Origin of the sequence: Streptomyces sp. NPDC050145, assembly GCF_044460245.1 — a bacterium.
Classification (GTDB): domain Bacteria; phylum Actinomycetota; class Actinomycetes; order Streptomycetales; family Streptomycetaceae; genus Streptomyces.
The window spans coordinates 212,317-229,320 of the sequence record NZ_JBITJS010000004.1 but is presented as its reverse complement, the minus strand read 5'-3'; the positions used below and the strand labels follow the sequence as shown (position 1 = coordinate 229,320).

General features: G+C 72.1%; 20 protein-coding genes. 6 read left to right on the top strand and 14 right to left on the bottom strand.

Annotated elements, in window-relative coordinates; translation table 11 throughout:
- Positions 1–14 precede the first annotated feature (14 nt).
- The 6 genes from ACIBTU_RS10350 to ACIBTU_RS10325 all read right to left on the bottom strand — a co-directional run bounded on the left by ACIBTU_RS10350 (position 15) and on the right by ACIBTU_RS10325 (position 6,071).
- On the bottom strand, positions 15–812 hold the full coding sequence (locus ACIBTU_RS10350; RefSeq protein WP_399125574.1) for an ABC transporter permease: 798 nt from the start codon (positions 810–812) through the stop codon (positions 15–17).
- Positions 799–1,674: a 2-aminoethylphosphonate ABC transporter permease subunit gene (locus tag ACIBTU_RS10345; protein WP_399125573.1), complete on the bottom strand. Its 876-nt coding sequence runs from the start codon at positions 1,672–1,674 to the stop codon at positions 799–801. The genes ACIBTU_RS10350 and ACIBTU_RS10345 overlap by 14 nt, the downstream gene beginning before the upstream one ends.
- Positions 1,667–2,770, bottom strand: a complete 1,104-nt coding sequence (locus tag ACIBTU_RS10340) for an ABC transporter ATP-binding protein (protein ID WP_399125572.1) — start codon at positions 2,768–2,770, stop codon at positions 1,667–1,669. Before ACIBTU_RS10340 ends, ACIBTU_RS10345 begins: the two co-directional genes overlap by 8 nt.
- A 190-nt stretch (positions 2,771–2,960) precedes the next feature.
- Positions 2,961–3,728, bottom strand: coding sequence for a GntR family transcriptional regulator (locus ACIBTU_RS10335; protein ID WP_399125571.1), 768 nt, complete (start codon positions 3,726–3,728; stop codon positions 2,961–2,963).
- Between the two features lie 47 nt (positions 3,729–3,775).
- On the bottom strand, positions 3,776–4,561 hold the full coding sequence (locus ACIBTU_RS10330; RefSeq protein ID WP_399125570.1) for a hypothetical protein: 786 nt from the start codon (positions 4,559–4,561) through the stop codon (positions 3,776–3,778).
- 358 nt (positions 4,562–4,919) lie between these two features.
- Positions 4,920–6,071 (bottom strand): ROK family protein, encoded by a 1,152-nt coding sequence (locus ACIBTU_RS10325; protein ID WP_399125569.1) that lies wholly within the window; start codon positions 6,069–6,071, stop codon positions 4,920–4,922.
- Positions 6,072–6,126: 55 nt separating this feature from the next.
- Here ACIBTU_RS10325 and ACIBTU_RS10320 point away from each other — a divergent pair, with 55 nt between their 5' ends.
- Positions 6,127–7,236, top strand: a complete 1,110-nt coding sequence (locus ACIBTU_RS10320) for a Gfo/Idh/MocA family oxidoreductase (RefSeq protein WP_399125568.1) — start codon at positions 6,127–6,129, stop codon at positions 7,234–7,236.
- Positions 7,237–7,238: 2 nt separating this feature from the next.
- The gene (locus ACIBTU_RS10315) at positions 7,239–7,709 is read left to right on the top strand and encodes a heme-degrading domain-containing protein (RefSeq protein WP_399125567.1); all 471 of its coding nucleotides are present in this window, start codon (positions 7,239–7,241) and stop codon (positions 7,707–7,709) included.
- Positions 7,710–7,731: 22 nt separating this feature from the next.
- Here the strand turns inward: ACIBTU_RS10315 and ACIBTU_RS10310 are convergent, their stop codons facing one another.
- The 8 genes from ACIBTU_RS10310 to ACIBTU_RS10275 form a co-directional block, all read right to left on the bottom strand.
- On the bottom strand, positions 7,732–8,010 hold the full coding sequence (locus ACIBTU_RS10310; protein WP_399125566.1) for a type II toxin-antitoxin system RelE/ParE family toxin: 279 nt from the start codon (positions 8,008–8,010) through the stop codon (positions 7,732–7,734).
- A 5-nt stretch (positions 8,011–8,015) separates the two neighbouring features.
- Positions 8,016–8,297 carry a type II toxin-antitoxin system Phd/YefM family antitoxin gene (locus ACIBTU_RS10305; RefSeq protein ID WP_399125565.1) on the bottom strand — a complete coding sequence of 94 codons (282 nt, stop codon included), beginning with the start codon at positions 8,295–8,297 and terminating at the stop codon, positions 8,016–8,018.
- A 131-nt stretch (positions 8,298–8,428) separates the two neighbouring features.
- Entirely contained in the window at positions 8,429–9,286 is an 858-nt protein-coding gene (locus tag ACIBTU_RS10300; RefSeq protein ID WP_399125564.1) for a fumarylacetoacetate hydrolase family protein, read from the bottom strand.
- A 143-nt stretch (positions 9,287–9,429) separates the two neighbouring features.
- Positions 9,430–10,203, bottom strand: coding sequence for a YidC/Oxa1 family membrane protein insertase (locus tag ACIBTU_RS10295; RefSeq protein WP_399125795.1), 774 nt, complete (start codon positions 10,201–10,203; stop codon positions 9,430–9,432).
- Positions 10,204–10,329: 126 nt separating this feature from the next.
- Complete coding sequence (locus tag ACIBTU_RS10290; protein ID WP_399125563.1) at positions 10,330–10,647, bottom strand: DUF6412 domain-containing protein; 318 nt, start codon at positions 10,645–10,647, stop codon at positions 10,330–10,332.
- A gap of 64 nt (positions 10,648–10,711) precedes the next feature.
- A complete protein-coding gene (locus tag ACIBTU_RS10285) occupies positions 10,712–12,223 on the bottom strand; it encodes a sodium:solute symporter (protein ID WP_399125562.1) in 1,512 nt (503 codons plus the stop codon).
- Positions 12,220–12,456, bottom strand: a complete 237-nt coding sequence (locus ACIBTU_RS10280; RefSeq protein WP_399125560.1) for a DUF3311 domain-containing protein — start codon at positions 12,454–12,456, stop codon at positions 12,220–12,222. The genes ACIBTU_RS10285 and ACIBTU_RS10280 overlap by 4 nt, the downstream gene beginning before the upstream one ends.
- A 35-nt stretch (positions 12,457–12,491) precedes the next feature.
- Positions 12,492–13,262, bottom strand: a complete 771-nt coding sequence (locus ACIBTU_RS10275) for a class E sortase (protein WP_399125794.1) — start codon at positions 13,260–13,262, stop codon at positions 12,492–12,494.
- A gap of 215 nt (positions 13,263–13,477) precedes the next feature.
- Between ACIBTU_RS10275 and ACIBTU_RS10270 the strand changes: the two genes are divergently transcribed.
- The 4 genes from ACIBTU_RS10270 to ACIBTU_RS10255 all read left to right on the top strand — a co-directional run bounded on the left by ACIBTU_RS10270 (position 13,478) and on the right by ACIBTU_RS10255 (position 16,295).
- Positions 13,478–14,527 carry an SEC-C domain-containing protein gene (locus ACIBTU_RS10270; RefSeq protein ID WP_399125558.1) on the top strand — a complete coding sequence of 350 codons (1,050 nt, stop codon included), beginning with the start codon at positions 13,478–13,480 and terminating at the stop codon, positions 14,525–14,527.
- Between the two features lie 119 nt (positions 14,528–14,646).
- Entirely contained in the window at positions 14,647–15,246 is a 600-nt protein-coding gene (locus ACIBTU_RS10265) for a Uma2 family endonuclease (protein ID WP_399125557.1), read from the top strand.
- Positions 15,243–15,470 carry a helix-turn-helix transcriptional regulator gene (locus tag ACIBTU_RS10260; protein ID WP_399125556.1) on the top strand — a complete coding sequence of 76 codons (228 nt, stop codon included), beginning with the start codon at positions 15,243–15,245 and terminating at the stop codon, positions 15,468–15,470. Before ACIBTU_RS10265 ends, ACIBTU_RS10260 begins: the two co-directional genes overlap by 4 nt.
- A gap of 219 nt (positions 15,471–15,689) precedes the next feature.
- On the top strand, positions 15,690–16,295 hold the full coding sequence (locus ACIBTU_RS10255) for a hypothetical protein (RefSeq protein WP_399125555.1): 606 nt from the start codon (positions 15,690–15,692) through the stop codon (positions 16,293–16,295).
- The last annotated feature ends 709 nt before the right edge of the window (positions 16,296–17,004 follow it).

Sequence of the window (17,004 nt, the reverse complement as noted above, 5' to 3'; positions counted from 1 at the left end):
AAAGTACGGGGGTGTCAGCGGTACGAGGCCTTGGTGCGGATGCGGGACACGGCGAGCAGCACGAGCAGGGTGGCGCCCATCAGGACCACGGCGATCGCGGAGCCGGTGAAGAGGGAGCCGCGGTCGGTGGTCGCGTAGATCTGTACCGGCAGCGGCATCCAGTCCGGCGGGTAGAGCATCATCGTGGCGCTCAACTCGCCCATGGACAGGGCGAAGCAGAGGCCCGCGGCCGCGTTGAGCGACGGCAGCAGCAGGGGCAGCTTCACCTTCCACAGGACGTACGCGGGCCGGGCGCCGAGCGACGCCGCGGCCTGCTCGTACGCCGGGTCGAGACGCACGATGGCGGCCGAGACCGACTGGTAGGCGAACGCGGTGACAAGAATGGTGTGCGCGAGGATGACGATCCAGCGGGTGCCGTTGAGGAGCATCGGCGGCTTGCTGAAGGCGACGAGGACGGCGAGGCCGACGACGACGGACGGCACGGCGACCGGCAGCATGAACAGGGTGTCCATGGCCTGCCTGCCTCGCTTCTTCAGCGCGGCGGCGGCGAGCGCGGCCCAGCCTCCGACGACGAGCGCGAGCACGCTGGCGGTGACGGCGGTGACGAGGCTGGTGGTGAGGGCGGTGAGCGAGTCGCCGCTGGTGGCGGCGTCGTAGTGGCCGGTGGTGAACCCGGAGGGCAGGGCCCCGGACCAGTTGCCGGCGAAGGACGCGGCGAGGATCACCAGGAGCGGCACCGCGAAGAGCGGCAGGAAGAGCGCGAGGAAGACGGCCCAGACGGCCCACTTCCCGGCCCGGCTATGCACCAGCACGACGGCTCACCACCCGGTAGATCCCGTAGAGCCCGACAGAGATCAGTACGTTGATGACGGCGACGACGCACGCTCCGGGGTAGTCCGACTCCAGGATCGCCTTGCCGTAGACGAGCATCGGCAGGGTCGTGACGCCCTTGGCGCCGGTGAAGAGCACGATCCCGAACTCGTTCAGGCACATGACCAGGACGAGGGAGCCGCCGGCGGCCAGCGCCGGCAGCGCCTCCGGGAGGACGACCTGCCGGACGATCCGCCAGGGCCGGGCGCCCAGCGACGACGCCACTTCCAGCTGGGCCGTGTCGACCTGCGAGAACGCGGCGAGCAGGGGCCGCATCACGAACGGTGTGAAGTACGTGATCTCGGCGAGCAGGACGCCCCAGGGGGTGGCCAGGAACTGGAAGGGCCCGGTGGCGGCGCCGGTGACGTCCGTCCACAGCCCGTTGACCATGCCGACCTGCCCGTAGACGAAGAGCAGGGCGAGGGTGATGAGGAAGGACGGGAAGGAGAGGAAGACGTCGATGAACTTGGCGACGGCCTTCCCGCCGGGGAACGGCACGAACGCGATGATCAGCGCGAGGGTGAAGCCGAGCACGAGGCATCCGACGGTCGATCCGGCGGCGAGCCACACCGTCGTGCCGAGTGCCTCGCGGAACGCCTGGGAGGCGAACACGTCGCGGTACGGCTGGACGGACGTGCCGCCGCTGTCGGGCCGGAAGGACTGCTGGACGACGAGGAAGAGCGGGTAGAGGAAGACAAGCCCGAGTCCGGCGACGGGCGGCAGCGCCCACACCCAACCGCCCGTCCTGCGAGGCGACTTGGCCGGGCTCCGGACGGCTGTCGTGCCGATCGCGGCGCTAGCCATGGGCCACCGCCTCCGCCTCCGCTCCCACACCGGCGCCTATCAGCACGGCGTCCTCGGGTGCGAAGTGGACGGTGACGGTGTCGCCGGGCGCGGGCGGGGTGCGCAGTTCGCGCAGGTCGGCCTTGACCTGGTGGCCGTCGACGTCGACGAGGAGGCGGTGGGTGGAGCCGCGCCACTGGACCTCGGCGACCTCGCCGGTCAGGGCGTTGGGTCCGTCACCGAGTCCGACGAGGTGGGGCCGGACGCAGAGCGTGGCGGAGGTGCCAGCCGTGACGTCCGGGCCGGCGACCTTCAGTTCGGCGGCGCCGAAGGTGACGGCGGAGCCCGAACCGACCTGGACGGGAAGGAGGTTGGCGTTGCCGACGAAGGAGGCGGTGAACTCGGTGCGGGGCCGCCGGTAGAGGTCCTGGGGTGTGCCGACGTCCTGGAGCCGGGCGCGGTCCATGACGGCGATCCGGTCGGCGAGGGTGAGGGCCTCGACCTGATCGTGGGTGACGTAGAGGATCGACGCGTCGGGCAACTCGCGGTGCAGCCGGGCGAGTTCGGCAAGCATCCCGGAGCGGAGCTGGGCGTCGAGCGCGGAGAGCGGTTCGTCGAGGAGCAGCACGTCGGGGCGGATGGCGAGGGCGCGGGCGATGGCGACGCGCTGCTGCTGGCCGCCGGAGAGCTCGCGCGGGTGGCGTTCGGCGTAGGCGCCCATGCCGGTCATCTCGAGGGCCTCGGTGACCCGGCCGGGTATCTCGGCCTTGGGCACCTTCTGCGCGCGCATGCCGAAGGCGACGTTGTCCTTCACCTTCATGTGCGGGAACAGCGCGTACTGCTGCACGACCATGCCGATGCCGCGCCGGTGCGGCGGCAGGTCGGTGACGTCACGGCCGCCGATGAACACGCGTCCGGCGGCGGGCCGCACGAAGCCGGCGACGGCGCGCAGCGCGGTCGTCTTGCCGGAGCCGGAGGGCCCGAGGAGGGCCATGACCTCGCCCGGCTCGACGGTCAGGTCGAGGGAGTCGAGGACGGTGTTCCCGCCGTACGCGACGGACACCCGGTCGAACCGGATGCCACTGCGGGCGCCCGGAGGGTCGGTCAGCTTTTCCATCAGTCCCGCTCGTTCGCAGTCGGCTCGGTCGGCTCGATGACTCTCACGGCGGCTACGTTCGCGGGATCGGGTGTCCCGGACGGGTCCGGCCGGGAACGGGCCGGTGAACGACCCCCCAAGCTTGGACCAGACCCGTTATCTCCGCGTTACATGGGGAGTTGGGAGGGCGGGACCCGTCCGATCCCGTCGCTTACTGGCTTTCGGCGCCGAGCCGGGTCGTGAAGGAGAAGCGGTCGCCCCGGTAGAGGGTGCGGACGCGTTCGGTGGCGCGACCCGCGGGGTCGTAGGAGACGCGGTGGATGAGGAGCATCGGGAGGGCGGGCGGGGTGCCGATGAGGAGGGCCTCGCGGGGGGTGGCGAGGACGGTCTCGATGCGTTCGTCGGCCGAGCCGAAATCGATGCCGAGCCGTTCGTGGACGTAGGAGTAGAAGGACGAGTCGGGGTCGAACTCGGTGTCGAGGCGGGGCATGCGGGCCACGGCGACGTACGTGGACTCGAGGCCGACGCGTTCGTCGTCGGCGAGCAGGACGCGCTCCATGTGCCAGACGGGCTCGCCGCGTTCGAGGCCGGTCTCGTCGGCGAGCGCGGGCGGGCAGGGGAAGCGGTCGAGGCCGATGAGCGTACGGCCGGGGCGGCGGCCCTGGCGGCGGACGCCCTCGGTGTAGGAGGCGAGGGAGAGGGGCTGGGCCAGTTTGGGTCCGGCGGCGACGGTGCCGCGGCCCTGGCGGCGCAGGCGCCCCTCGAGGAGCAGTTCGCGCAGGGCCTGGCGCACGGTGTCGCGGGAGACGGCGTACCGGACGGCGAGATCGCGCTCGGTCGGCAGGGTCTCGCCCTCGGCCAAGTCGTTGACCAGCGCGGTCAGTTGGGCCTTGACCGCGTAGTACTTGGGGATGCGACCGTGCTCGGGCACGCCGCCGCGCACGGGGGCGCCGGGGTCCAGGTCGTTCGGGTAGTCCACGCGGGGATCGTCGCAGACGCGGGTGAACCGCTGGTGCGGGGTACCGGTCAGGGGCGTCGGGCGGCCGTGCGGCGCCGGAGCAGGAGGAGGGCGGCGGCGCCGCCGAGCAGGCAGAGGCCGGCCGTGGCGGCGAGGGTGGGGAGGGTGGTGCGGGGGCCGGTGCGGGCGAGTTCGCCGGCGAGGGCGGTTCCGCCGGGGCGGTCGGAGGTGGCGGTGTCCCCGCCCCCGTTCTCCGCGTCCGCCCGGGCCTCCCCCGCCGCTTCCTCTCCCTCTCCCTCGTCGTCGGTGACGATGTCGAAGGGGTAGTGGCCGGACTCCCCGACCCAGTCGCCGTCGTCGTCCCTGCGCTGGACGAGGGCGGCGTCGGCGACGACGTGGTCGGGGCGGGTGTCCTCGCTGAACGCGAGCCGTACCGGCACGGTGACCGTCTCGCCGGGCTCCACGGAGAAGCCGCCGGTGTCCGCGCCGATGACGCCCACGTTCTCGTCCTGGTCGGTGTGCTCGAAGGTGACGGGGTGCCAGCGGGCGCCGTCGCGGAACTCGAGCCGGATGCCGGTGGGGCGGAGCCGCCTGTTGTCGTCCACGAGGACGAGGACGGGGTGCAGGGCGGTGCAGCGGGTGGGGGTGTGGTTGGTGAGGGTGATCGACCAGGTGCGGGGGTCGGCGCCGGGGAGGTAGGTGTCGGGGCCGGCGTCGATGCGGGTGGTGATCGGGAAGCGGGCGGGGGCGCGGGCGGTTTCGCAGGCGCGGGGGGCGGCGGTCGCGGTGGGGTGCAGGGGGAGGGTGAGGGCGGCGGCGGTGAGGGCGAGGGCGGTCGGGCGGCGCAGTCGCATGCGGTTGCTTTGCCTTTGCTGGTCGCGGAGCCGGGTCGACCAGGCTGGCACCCTTGCGGTGCCTGTCCTCCCCGGCACGCCTGGGCTCCGCCCGGCTCCCCTCGATCGGACCAGTACGACTGTCGTTCCGGCGCGGGGGGCGGGGCGCCGCCGTAGGGGTGCCTGTTTGTTGCCGAGTGCCGCGCCGTCGTGGCTGGTCGCGCAGTTCCCCGCGCCCCTGGAAGGCACACTCCGTGCGCCCCAGGGGCATATGGGGCGCGCCCCGCGACGGAGTCGCCGATCGGGGGCAGGTGATCGCGCCCCGCGACGGATTCGCCAAGCGGGGACAGCCCCGCACCCCGGCGCCCGGAGGCGCAGGTCAGGCTCGGCGGGACGGTACCGCGCCTGTGCCTCGGCCGAAGAGGGGGGCCAGGATGAGTTGGGCGGCGCCCTCGACTACCAGGGTGGGGCCGCCCGGCGCCGAGCGCACCGGTATCGAACGGGCTCCGCCGCCGCGCCGGGCTCGCGTCTCGACGACGGCGCCCACTCCTCGTACGAAAATCTCCTCCGCCGCGCTCACCGTCCGGCCGCCCAGCAGCACCGCGTCGATGTCGAGCAGTCCGACCAGGTTCCCGGCGCCCTCGCCGAGGACCCGGGCCGCCTCCGGCACGTCTCCGGAGGCGACGGCAGCCAGGCAGATCGCCTCGATGCAGCCCCGGTTCCCGCACTCGCACTGCGGCCCGTCGAGTTGGATCACCTGGTGCCCGAACTCCCCGGCCCCGGTCCGCTCCCCCCGGTACAGCGCCCCGTCGAGCACGAGGCCCGCCCCGAGCCCCGTCCCCAGGTGCAGATACGCGAACGAACGCCCGCCCTCCCCCGCGGCCCCCACCAGCGCGAGCCCGAGCGCCGCCGCGTTCGTGTCCTTGTCGACGACGACCGGCAGCCCGAGCCGCTCGGCGAGCGCGTCGCGCAGCGGGAAGCCGTCCCACTGCGGAAACCCGGTCACCCGGTGCAGCACGCCCGCGGCGTGGTCGAGCGGCCCCGGCACGGCGACGCCGACGCCGAGCACCGAGTCGCCCCCGGCCGCCTCCCCCTCGGCGAGCAGCTGGTCGATCTCGCAGGCGGCGGTGGCGAGGACCGCGTCGGCTCCCGCCCCCAGGTCCAGCGGAGCGCGCCGCGCGGCGACGACGTCCCCGGCGAGGTCGGTCAGTACGGTCCGCAGCTCGTCCCGGTCCAGGTGCAGCCCGACGGCGTGTCCGGCCCCGGCGACGAGGCGCAGCACGGTGCGCGGCTTGCCGCCGGTCGAGGCGCGCCGGCCCGCCTCGACGACCAGGCCGTCGGCGCGCAGCCGGGCCGTGATCTTGCTGACGGCCTGCGGGGTCAGGCCGGTGCGCTCGGCGAGCTCCAGGCGGCTGATCCCGGGTCCGCCCGCGGTGCGGAGCAGGTCGAGGACGAGCGCGGCGTTGTGCCCGCGCAGGGCCGCGAGGTTCACCCCCGTGCTGGGGCCGACATGGGTGACGTGCGTGTTCACCTGGCCATTGTGCCTCCCGCTTGCACTTTGGCAACACCGTTGCTTAAGTGGAAGCATGACTGGCACGACTGACAGGACTGGCATGAATGGTGGAAGCGGGCCGCTCCGGGTGGGTCTCGTCGGCTACGGGCTGGCGGGTTCCGTCTTCCACGCCCCGCTGATCGCCGCGACCGAGGGCCTCGTCCTCGACACGGTCGTCACCTCGAACCCCGAGCGGCAGGAGCAGGCCCGCGCCGAGCACGGCGCCGGGCTGCGGTTCGCCGCGCGTCCCGAGGAGTTGTGGGCGCGGGCCGGCGAGCTCGACCTGATCGTCCTCGCGTCGCCGAACAAGACGCACGTACCGCTCGCCACGGCCGCCCTCGAGGCGGGCCTGCCGGTCGTCGTGGACAAGCCGATCGCGGGCACGGCCGCCGAGGCCCGGACGCTCGCCGCTCTCGCGGACGAGAAGGGCCTGTTCCTCTCCGTCTTCCAGAACCGCCGCTGGGACAACGACTTCCGCACGCTCCAGCGGCTCCTCGCCGACGGCACGCTCGGCGACGTGTGGCGTTTCGAGTCCCGTTTCGAGCGCTGGCGTCCGCGCCCCAAGGGCGGCTGGCGCGAGTCGGGGAACCCGGAGGAGATCGGCGGTCTCCTCTACGACCTCGGCAGCCACGTCGTCGACCAGGCCCTCGTACTGTTCGGCCCGGCCGTCTCCGTGTACGCGGAGTCGGACGTGCGCCGGGCGGGCGCGGAGGCGGACGACGACACGTTCCTCGCGATCACGCACGCGAACGGGGTCCGCTCGCACCTCTACGTCTCCGCGACCACCGCGCAGCTCGGCCCGCGCTTCCGCGTCCTCGGCTCGGAGGCGGGCTATGTGAAGTACGGCCTGGACCCGCAGGAGGCGGCGCTGCGCGAGGGTGAGCGGCCGCGGGCGGGGAAGCCGTGGGGTGTGGAGCCCGAGACGATGTGGGGCCGCGTCGGTTCCGGCGAGTCCCCGCTGACCGGCGGCGGCACCCCCGTCCCGACGGTCGACGGCGACTACCCGGCCTACTACGCCGCCGTCGCCGCGGCGCTGCGCGACGGCGCCCCGAACCCGGTGCCGGCCACGCAGGCCGCCGCCGCGCTCGACGTCCTGGAGGCGGCGCGGCGCTCCGCCCGCGACGGATCGGTGGTGACCCTGTGACCATGGACGTGAACGTGAAGGTGACGGTGGAGGAGCTGGAGGAGCAGGAACGCACCCTGATCCTCGACTCGTTCTCCTACGAGGACGCGTGGCGGCTCGGCACCCTGCTCGTGGAGCTGGCGCGCGGGCGGCAGGCGCCGGTCGCGATCGACATCACGCGGGGCGGCCAGCAGGTGTTCCACGCGGCGCTGCCCGGGTCGACGCCGGACAACGACGCGTGGATCGCCCGCAAGCGGCGCGTGGTCGAGCGCTATCACGCCTCGTCGCACCTGGTGGGGAGCCGGTTCCGCGCCAAGGGCACGACGTTCGAGGCGTCCTCCCGGCTCGACCCCGACGTGTACGCGGCCCACGGCGGCGCGTTCCCCCTCCGGGTACGTGACGCAGGCGTGATCGGCGTCCTCACGGTCTCAGGCCTCCCCCAACTGGAGGACCACGCCTTGGCGACGGAAGCGCTGGCCGCGTTCCTGGCGTGACCGGCGTGGCGGGACAGCGTGTCTACAGGTTCCGGTAGACGTCCCGACGGTTGGCAACGGCGAGCACCCACAGAACCAGTTCGCCGTCCTCGACGGTGTACACGGCGCGGTAGTCGCCAACACGCAGGCGCCAGCGGGCGTGGTGGCCTTGAAGGGCCTTGACATCGAAGGCCGAGGTGTCGCCGCCGTCCAACGCCTTCTGGAGTTCGGCGAGGCGGTGGAGAACGCGCAGGGCGTCGGGGCGAGGAATCTTCAGCAGGTCGCGCTGGGCATGCGGAGTGAACCGCGTGACGTGTCCCAAGGCGGTCAGGAGTGGTGGGTGCGGAGCAGGTCGGCCATCTCCTCCAGGGAGACCGCGCCCTCAGCACCCTCGACCTCGGCCTGATCGGCGAGCTGGTTGAGCCAGGCGTCCTCGCTCTGCTCGGCGAGGCGCTGCAGCCGCCGGTATTCGTCGATGTCCACTACGACGGCTTCTTCTTTGCCGCGACGGGTGATGACGGTGGGCGTGTCGTCGCGCCGGGCGCGGTCGATGACATCCGCGAGATGACTGCGCACTTCGGCCATGGATGCCACTACAGGCTCACTCATGCAATAAATGTAACAGATGTACATGAGGCTGGCCCTGGCCAGGATACGGCGCCCCGTGGCGAGGCTCCGGCAAAGGCGCCGGGCGCGCCCGGGGACGGCGCCCCCAGGCCCACCCGGCCCCCGGCGGAGGCTTACGCCGGCTTGAGTTCCTGGCGCTGGCGGCCGAGACCTTCGATCTCCAGCTCCACGACGTCCCCGGCGCGAAGGTACGGCTTGGGCTCGGGCTGTCCCATGGCCACGCCGGCCGGCGTCCCGGTGTTGATGACGTCCCCGGGGTACAGGGTCATGAACTGGCTGACGTACCGCACGACCTCGGCGACCGGGAAGATCTGGTCGGCCGTGCTGCCGTTCTGCTTGAGCTCGCCGTTCACCCAGAGCCGGAGGCCGAGCGCCTGCGGGTCGGCGACCTCGTCGGCGGTGACGAGCCACGGCCCGAGCGGGTTGAACGTCTCGCAGTTCTTGCCCTTGTCCCAGGTGCCGCCGCGCTCGATCTGGAACTCGCGCTCGGACACGTCGTGGGCGACCGCGTACCCCGCGACACAGGCGAGCGCGGCCTCGTGGGACTCGACGTAGCGGGCCGTACGTCCGATGACCACGGCCAGCTCCACCTCCCAGTCGGTCTTCTGCGAACCGCGCGGCACGAGCACCGTGTCGTGCGGCCCGACGACCGTGTCGGCCGCCTTGAAGAAGACGACGGGCTCGGCGGGCGGCTCGGCGCCGGTCTCGGCGGCGTGGTCGTGGTAGTTCAGGCCGATGCACACGACCTTGCCGATCCGGCCGACCGGCGCCCCGATCCGCAGTCCGGCGGCGTCCAGCGCGGGCAGCTCGCCGGAGGCCGCGGCGGCGCGGACCCGGTCGAGCGCGGCGTCGTCCGCGAGCAGCGCCCCGTCGATCTCGGGCACGATGCCCGAGAGGTCGCGCAGGGTGCCCCCGTCGTCGAGGAGCGCGGGACGCTCGGCTCCGGCGGGACCGACTCGCAGCAGCTTCATGGTGTAACTCCCTCTGTTCTAGGAGGAGCCCCCATGGCCAGGTGCGGGGTCAAGCCATCGGAGGTCTGGCCGATCCTCCAATCTCCCCGTCCAGTCCGCAAGACCCCGTTCACGGACTGGACCGAACCGGGCCGGAACCGCGCCTAGAGCGCGGGCGCGGCGACCCCCGCCCCGTACGGCATGTCCCGGTACAGGAAGGCCCGCTCGACGGCGCTCCACGTCGTGGACGTCACGATGTAGAGCGCGGCGGCCAGCGGCACGAACGCCACGGAGAAAAGGGTCATGAAGGACATCAGGGGCATGAGCCGGTTCATCGCCGCCATGCCCGGCACCTGCTGACCGCCCCCGTCACCGGTGGCCTCGGGCCGCGCCGAGAGCGCCATCTGCCGCTTGGTCCGCCGATAGTTGAACGTGGCCACGGTCGCGACGAGGGCGAACAGCGCCACGTACACGAGCCCCTGCTCCCCGAGGAGCCCGCCGTGCCCGAGCGCGTCCGCGAACCGGCCGCCGAGCGGGGCGCCGCCCAGGGTGTGTCCGAGGAGTTCGTTGGGGTCGCCGCCGATGCTGCGGCTGGAGAACAGGTGGTAGAGCAGGAAGAACGCCGGCATCTGGAACAGCATGGGCAGGCACCCGGACAGCGGCGAGACCTTCTCCTCCCGGTGCAGCTCCATGATCGCCTTCTGCAGCGCCTCGGGGTTCTTCTTGTGCTTCTTGCGCAGCTCGGCGATGCGCGGCTGCAGCTTCAGGCGTTCCCGCTGCCCGCGCGCCCCGGCCCGGGACAGCGGGTGGACGAGGAGGCGTACGAGCGCGGTGAACAGGACGATGGCCGCGGCCGTGGCGGCGCCGTGGAACAGCGGGTCGAGCAGGTCGGCGAGGCCCGCGACCAGGCTCGCGAAGACGGACATGAACGACGTCAGGATGGACGACATGAGTGGTGAGCCCTCCGGGGGTCTCGTCGTGCCGGGATCGAGAACGAACTGCGCGGCGTGACGGACTGCGAAGGGAAGGCCGGCCGGTCGGAGGAAGGGACCGGACCGGCCGGGTCAGCAGGCCGTCGGGACGAGACGTCCGGGTGCTCGGGGCCGGGTGCGGCCCCTGGCGTCGGGATCGCGCTGGGGCAGGAACGCGGTGCGCTGCTCCCGGTCGCGGATGGCCGTACGGACCCGGGTGCGCGGCACGGCGGGCGCGCTGCGCGCGGCGAGCACGGAGCAGACGGTGAGGGCGGAGCCCACGGCGGCGGTCGCGGCGAGGGCGACGGCCCCGGCGAGGCTGCCGGTGTCGACGACGACGGCCTCGACGAGCAGGAACAGCAGGAGCGCGAGGGGCCGCAGGGCGGCGCCCCAGGCGTTCTTCCTGTCCATGCGCTCCCCTCCGTTCCCTGTCGGCTACGAAATCCCTGCTGCGGATCCTGTCCCGCTCCGTCAGTTATACAGGCAGCCGGTCCTGCGGCGACGGGTCGATCGGGTCCCGGGCGAGGAGCTCGTGGTCCGGCCGCGGGTCGCGGTCCGCCGGAAGCACGTAGGTGATCAGGAGGGTGACGGCGAGGTTCGCGGCGAGGGCGACGATGCCGGCGTTCACCCCGAACACGGGATCGTGCTCGCTGAAGACGAGCCCGCACACGACGCCGACGCCGACCGCGAGCCCGCTCACCGCCGCGGCGAAGCTCAGCCGCCGCCACAGCAGCCCCACGAGCAGCATCGGCACGAGCTGCGCCATGCCCTCGTAGGAGATGAGGGAGAGCCGGACGAGGGTGTTGGGCGCGGCGTAGGTGAGGATCAGGGCGAGGCCGCCGGCGATGACGACCACGATCTGCGAGCCGGTCTTCTGAGCCCGTGACGAGTCCCGCCAGCGGGGCACGAGCGAGAGCACGCTGCTGCCCCACATCGTGCCGATGACCAGCATGAAGACGGCCATCGGCACGATCGAGGAGAGCGCGGCGGCGACCCCGATGATCCCGACGGTCCAGGCGGGCAGCGAGTCGACGACGAGCTTGAACAGGGCGAGGTTCGACTCGGCGCCGGTCAGTCCGGGCACGACGAACAGCGCGGCCATGCCGAGCAGCATCGGCACGAAGAGCAGGACGTTGTAGGCGGGCAGCCAGATCGCGTTGCGGCGCAGCGCGTCCGCGTTCCGCGCGCCGAGGTAGCCGGCGACGGTGGTCGGGAAGATGACGACGGTCAGCGCGTTGAGGACGGTCGTGGTCGCGAACCAGGCCTGCCCGTACGGGCTGCCCCCGGCCCCGGGCAGGGTCAGCCAGGCGCTCTTCTCGTCGACGAGCCGCCCGAGGAAGTCCCCGTAGCCGTCGAAGTAGTGCAGCGGCACGTACACGGCGAGGAAGGCGAGGGTGACGATGACGAGGAGGTCCTTCAGGACGGACACCCAGGCGCTGCCGCGCAGCCCGCTGACGACGACGAACGCGGTGGTGACGGCGAAGCCGACGAAGTAGGCCCAGTTCAGGCTGACGGCGCCGTAGGAGATCGTCGAGACGACGACGCCCATGCCCGTGATCTGCAGCTGGATGTACGGGAGCAGGAAGACGGTGACGAGGATCGCCACGGCGGCGCCGAGCCAGGGCCGGCCGTAGCGGTGGGCGATCATGTCGGTGATGCTGACCAGGCCGTGGGTGCGGGCGTACGACCACAGCATCGGTCCGACGACGTAGCCGACCGCGTAGCCGCAGGACATGTAGGCGACGACGTAGAGGACGGGCGCGCCGAAGTTGTAGCCCCAGCCGGCGGCGCCGAGGTAGCTGAAGCTGGTGTAGCCCTCGCCGGCCATGAGGACCCAGATGAAGACGGCCCCGAGGCTGCGGCCGCCGACGGACCACTCGGTGAGTCCTCCGCCGCGCCCCCTGCCGCGCACGGCGAGCAGTCCGAGGGCGACGGTGGCGACCATGAAGGCGCCGAACAGGGTCGTGGCCACGGCCGCGTCACTCATCGCCGGCCCCTTTCGGCATCCGCTTCCGCTTCCGTTTCCGTACGCAGCCGGTGGTCCCCGCGCCAGGTCAGCCATACGGCGACGGGCGTGAGCAGGGTCGCCGCGAACAGCCATACGAAGAGGAAGGGCACCCCGAGCAGGACCGGCTCGACCCGGTTCACGAACGGGAGCGCCCCGGCGTACAGCACGAAGGGCACGAGGAGCCAGAGCAGGTGGGGCCGTCGCTTGATCACGGACGACGACCTTACTCAGGCACGCGGCGGGTGAGTCAGCGCGGCCGCATGGACCGGAGCGTGCCCCACACCACGAGCCGGTACCGGGAGGTGAACTCGGGGGTGCAGGTGGTGAGCGTGATGTAGTACCCGGGCTGCGCGTATCCGGCGCCGCTCACGACGCTGCTGCGCGGCACGGGTTGGATGACGCCTCCGTCGCGGGCGGAGGTCTGCGGAAGGCCCTTGTCGACGACGTACGTGTAGGTGGCCTGCTTCGTCTCGACGGTGAGAGTGTCGCCGCGGCGCAGCCGGTTGATGTAGCGGAACGGTTCGCCGTGGGTGTTGCGGTGCCCGGCGAGCGCGAAGTTCCCGGCCTGGCCGGGCTGGGCGGTGCCCGGGTAGTGGCCGGCGTAGCCGTGGTTGAGCACGCTCGCCTTGCCGACGCCCTGGGCGACGGGCACGCGCAGGCCGAGGCGCGGGATGCCGAGGACGGCGTAGGCCTGGTCCCAGCGGGGGGCCTGGCGGGCGGTGCGGGTGCCGCTGCCGGTCCCGGTGCGGGTGCGCGGGGTGCTGTCGGCGGCGGGGTCGTCGTCCTGCGCGGGCTGCTCGGGTTGCCCGGCGGCGGCGTCCGGCGGCTGCCCGGCCTCACCGGCATCGGGCGTCGGGCCCCCGGGCCGCTCCCACTCCCGTTCCAGGGCCTGCACCTGCCGTTCGGCGCCCGCCTTCGCCTGCCGGTTGGTCCACCACAGCTGGTGCGCGACGAACAGCAGGAGCACGAGCCCGAGCGTCACGGCACCCTCGGCCCCGTTCCACAGGGCGCGGCGCATCCGGGACCGGCGGGGCGGTGCCCCCTGGGCCACGGTCCGGGGTCGGTCGTCCTCCGTACGCTGCAGCAGCACGCGCGCAGGGTAGACGGCGCGGCCTCAACTCACCAGAGCCGTGCGGGGCGCGGGGCGTCCTCACGTGTGTTGTGTCTGTCGTCGCAGGTGTCATAGGTGGACGATCGGCCCCTCCCCCGGCCCGCGGCAGTACCGTGTTCTGCATGCGCCCCGACACGCCTGCCACGCCCGCCGAGAACGACCACGCCGATCACGTCGCGGAAGCCGAGCGCCTGGAACGCACCGCGGCCCTGTACCCCGGGGACGCCGAGCCCCTGCTTCTGCAGGCCGCGGCCCACTACGAACTCGCCGAGTCCCGCGAGCGCGCCACCACCCTCTACGACGGCCTGCTGTCCTCCGAGGGCCTGCACAACAGCTCCCTGGTCCGAGCCCTGAAGGCCGCGAACCTGTGGGAGTACGGTCACGAGGCCGAGGCCCGCGCGATCATCACGGGCCTGCGGGCGACCGCTCCGCAGGACCCTGCGCCGTGGGTGATCATCGCGGAGTCCCTGGAGTCGCACGACGAGCTGGAGCAGGCGCACGAGACGTTCACGGAGGCCCTGACGCTGCTGGTGTCCGAGGCCGAGCGGGATGCCGGCGAGGTCCCGTACGCCCGGCATCCCCTGGTCCTGGGCCGGCACCGGGTCCGCCGGCTGCTCGGCGCGGACCACGACGTGTGGGACGCGCTCGCCGACCGCGTGAACCGCGCCTCCGTCTCCCTCGACGAACTCCACGACCCCAAACGCCTGTGGGCTCTCGGCTCGGACAACCCGGCCGACCTCCAGGCCGAGATCGCGCGCCTGCGCGCGGAGTTGGGCTCGTACCGCGAGGCCCTGTCCCGCCCGTTCCCCGTAGCGGTCCTGCACTGGCCCTCGACCGAGTACGCCGAACTCATCGCCGCGTACCCCGCGCTCTCCTCCGAATACCCGTCCTACGAGGCCCACTTGGCGTCGATAGAGGGTGCGCTGCGGGAGCTCGCCGCGTCCGGCACCCGGAACCTGGGCATCGTCACGGGCACGGTCCCCTCCTACGAGGCCTTCGCCGCGTCCGAGGCGTCCTCCCCCGCCGACGCGACCCTCCTCCCCCAGTACGCCACCACTCTCGCCGCCCGAGGCCGAGCCGTCCCGTGGCCCCCGGAGCCGGGTGCACCGTGCTGGTGCGGCTCGGGCTCGGCGTACGGGGTGTGTCACGGGGCGCCGGGGGCGGGGGCCTGAGGCCTCGACTCCTCGCCACGTCGCCGGCACCGCGGCGGTGCCGCCCAGCCCCATCGGCATCGCCGCGCCCTGCACGACCGACTCCTACCCATGAGGATTTACTCATGTACGGTGATTCCATGAGCGAGGAGACGATCTACCGCCACCTTCGCGAGTTCCGCGACACCTTTCGCGAAGGGTTCGGCAGCGACACCGAGGAAGTGCGCTGGCCCGAGATCAGCCAGGGCCAGATCCTCATGATGATGAGCCCCAAGGCTCGCCACCAACGCGTCGCTCATCGCCTGCGCACGCAACTGGAGCCTCAGCTCCCGGCCGACCTCGCCCTCTATGTCGAAACCGACCTGGAGGACCCGGCCCTGGGCATCCTGCGGGTCCCCGACCTGGTCGTGGTCAACGCGGACTTCGAGCCGACGGCCGCCGACGCGCTGCCCCCTCATGACTGCCACCTGATCATCGAGATCGTCTCCCGTTCCAACCCGGCGAACGACTACGAGGGCAAGCTCCGCGACTATCCGCTGATGGGCATCCCGGACTACCTGATCGTCGACCCGCGCGACGGCACGGCCGTCCACCACTGGGCCCCGACGAACCGAACGGGAACGGCCGCCTACGACAACACCCAGCACTTCGCGTTCGGGGACACGATCACCGTGCAGGGATGGAAGATCGCGACGGACAACCTCCCTCGCTACGACGAGAGCGAGGGGTCGTCCGCGTGACGGACACGGCGAGCCTCGTCCGCCGCTGGCGCCACGAACGCGGTCTCTCACAGGCCGAGTTGGCCCAGCTGATCGGGACGGGCCAGGCGGCGATATCCCGCATCGAGAACGGCCGGGACGTACCCACCCTTCCGCTCCTCACCAGGATCGCCGCGGCCCTGGAATGCAGGGTCTCCATCGCCTTCGAGTCCGTCGAGGGCGGCGCCCTTCACTCACGCAAGTAGCGATCAGCGAAATCCGCCCGCCACCGCCTGCGGGCCCTCCACGGTCACGACTCGGAGCCGGGAGGTCTCCAACTCCGCCGACGGGGATGGGCGTTGCATATCGTCGTGGTTCGAGGGTCTGACCGAGGCCATCGGCAGGGCCGATTTCACCTCGTTGTGCCGAGCAGCCGGCACTACGAGGACTCCTGGTTCCGCTCACTGCACCGGCACGCGGTGGTGGTGCCCACGATCGACCTGCCCCGCGAGGGGCTCGCGGCACACGGCGTCTATCTGTGCCCGCGCGACAGCAAGCACGTGGGGCTCGCCCGCCCCCGCCTCCTCGTGATGTACCGGCGAGGCCGCCCGGGCCTGGTCTTCGACGTCGACGCGGTGGACACCATCCATCAGAAAGTGCCGGGCACGCGCGACACACCCGCGGCGATCCTGGGGATCATCCGTGACGGATCGACGCTGGAGGAAACGCGCCGACCCTGGACCGTGTTCCATCTCAGCGAGATCGGCACGATCGGCAGCGTCGCATTGACGATCCAGCAGGGCCGATACCTGCCGGTCGACCACGCCTACAAGGCGCTGGAGTCCGGCCACCTCACCGTCCCCACGCTCGACCTTCAGGGCCACCTTCGACGATCCGGCGGCACTCCGGACGAGGGAAGTCAGTCCATTGACGGCTTCGGCGAGCGCCAGATTGCTACGCGCGAGGGCCAAGCTTGTCGCGCTCACGGCCTTCTCCTGGTCCTCCGGTGTCGCGCCCCTCTTCTCGGCCTCCTTGAACGCGTTCTCCGCTTTCGTCATGTAGTAACTCGGCTGCTGCACTACTCCCCCTGACTCGTCGACGCACGGCGTCCGCACAAGGTAGAACGCCTCGCCCGAACACCGGCAGATGACATCCCAGGGCACACGCGAGGCTCCATCCGGCGCAAGGGGGCGCGTGCGTCAGGCCGCCCTCATGGGCGCGGCAGACCTTGTGTTCCCCCTGCTCGGGGCGGCTCCACTCGCCAGTTCAGTGAGATAGGCGCTCAGCAGCTGCGGGCGCAGGGCAAGAGCCGATCGAGGGAGGCGACGAAGTGGCCGCCTGCCTGCTCAACCCACACGACCGTGCCCGGCAGGACACCGATGCCGCCCGCGAGCATGCCACTCCCTGCCCACGGTGCGGGGAGCGCAGCGCACGATGGTGGCGCGCTCGGCGGCTGTCCACCCCTCGGCGAATACAGAGGGCGTGGCCAACCGCGGAGTACCCGCGTGGGCACACCCTCGACGATCCGGTGCGAACCGGCGGGACGGACGGCTCGCGCGGGGCGTGCTCCAGCGGACGGCCGAGGGCCGGGATCGTACGCAGCTCGCCGGCGAGCGCGGACGTAAGGGTGCGCTCGCCGCCTCGTCGGTCCGGTCACGGAGCCGGGCCAGCCTCAAGTTCGGCAGACGCCAGTCACGAGGCTCTTCTGGACGGGCCGGTGAGGGTGCCGCCTATCCAGCCAAGCGGAGGTTGAGCACGGAACTTGCTCATCATTTCCTCAAATCGTTCCGATGCGACGCA

Bases quoted from the DNA above. Each gene is read 5' to 3' on its own strand.
- ACIBTU_RS10315 (WP_399125567.1), top strand. From the start codon at position 7,239: ATGGACGTGAACGTGAAGGTGACGGTGGAGGAGCTGGAGGAGCAGGAA.
- ACIBTU_RS10345 (WP_399125573.1), bottom strand. From the start codon at position 1,674: ATGGCTAGCGCCGCGATCGGCACGACAGCCGTCCGGAGCCCGGCCAAG.
- ACIBTU_RS10320 (WP_399125568.1), top strand. From the start codon at position 6,127: ATGACTGGCACGACTGACAGGACTGGCATGAATGGTGGAAGCGGGCCG.
- ACIBTU_RS10300 (WP_399125564.1), bottom strand. From the start codon at position 9,286: ATGAAGCTGCTGCGAGTCGGTCCCGCCGGAGCCGAGCGTCCCGCGCTC.
- ACIBTU_RS10340 (WP_399125572.1), bottom strand. From the start codon at position 2,770: ATGGAAAAGCTGACCGACCCTCCGGGCGCCCGCAGTGGCATCCGGTTC.
- ACIBTU_RS10305 (WP_399125565.1), bottom strand. From the start codon at position 8,297: ATGAGTGAGCCTGTAGTGGCATCCATGGCCGAAGTGCGCAGTCATCTC.
- ACIBTU_RS10275 (WP_399125794.1), bottom strand. From the start codon at position 13,262: ATGCGCCGCGCCCTGTGGAACGGGGCCGAGGGTGCCGTGACGCTCGGG.
- ACIBTU_RS10270 (WP_399125558.1), top strand. From the start codon at position 13,478: ATGCGCCCCGACACGCCTGCCACGCCCGCCGAGAACGACCACGCCGAT.
- ACIBTU_RS10330 (WP_399125570.1), bottom strand. From the start codon at position 4,561: ATGCGACTGCGCCGCCCGACCGCCCTCGCCCTCACCGCCGCCGCCCTC.
- ACIBTU_RS10265 (WP_399125557.1), top strand. From the start codon at position 14,647: ATGAGCGAGGAGACGATCTACCGCCACCTTCGCGAGTTCCGCGACACC.
- ACIBTU_RS10285 (WP_399125562.1), bottom strand. From the start codon at position 12,223: ATGAGTGACGCGGCCGTGGCCACGACCCTGTTCGGCGCCTTCATGGTC.
- ACIBTU_RS10290 (WP_399125563.1), bottom strand. From the start codon at position 10,647: ATGGACAGGAAGAACGCCTGGGGCGCCGCCCTGCGGCCCCTCGCGCTC.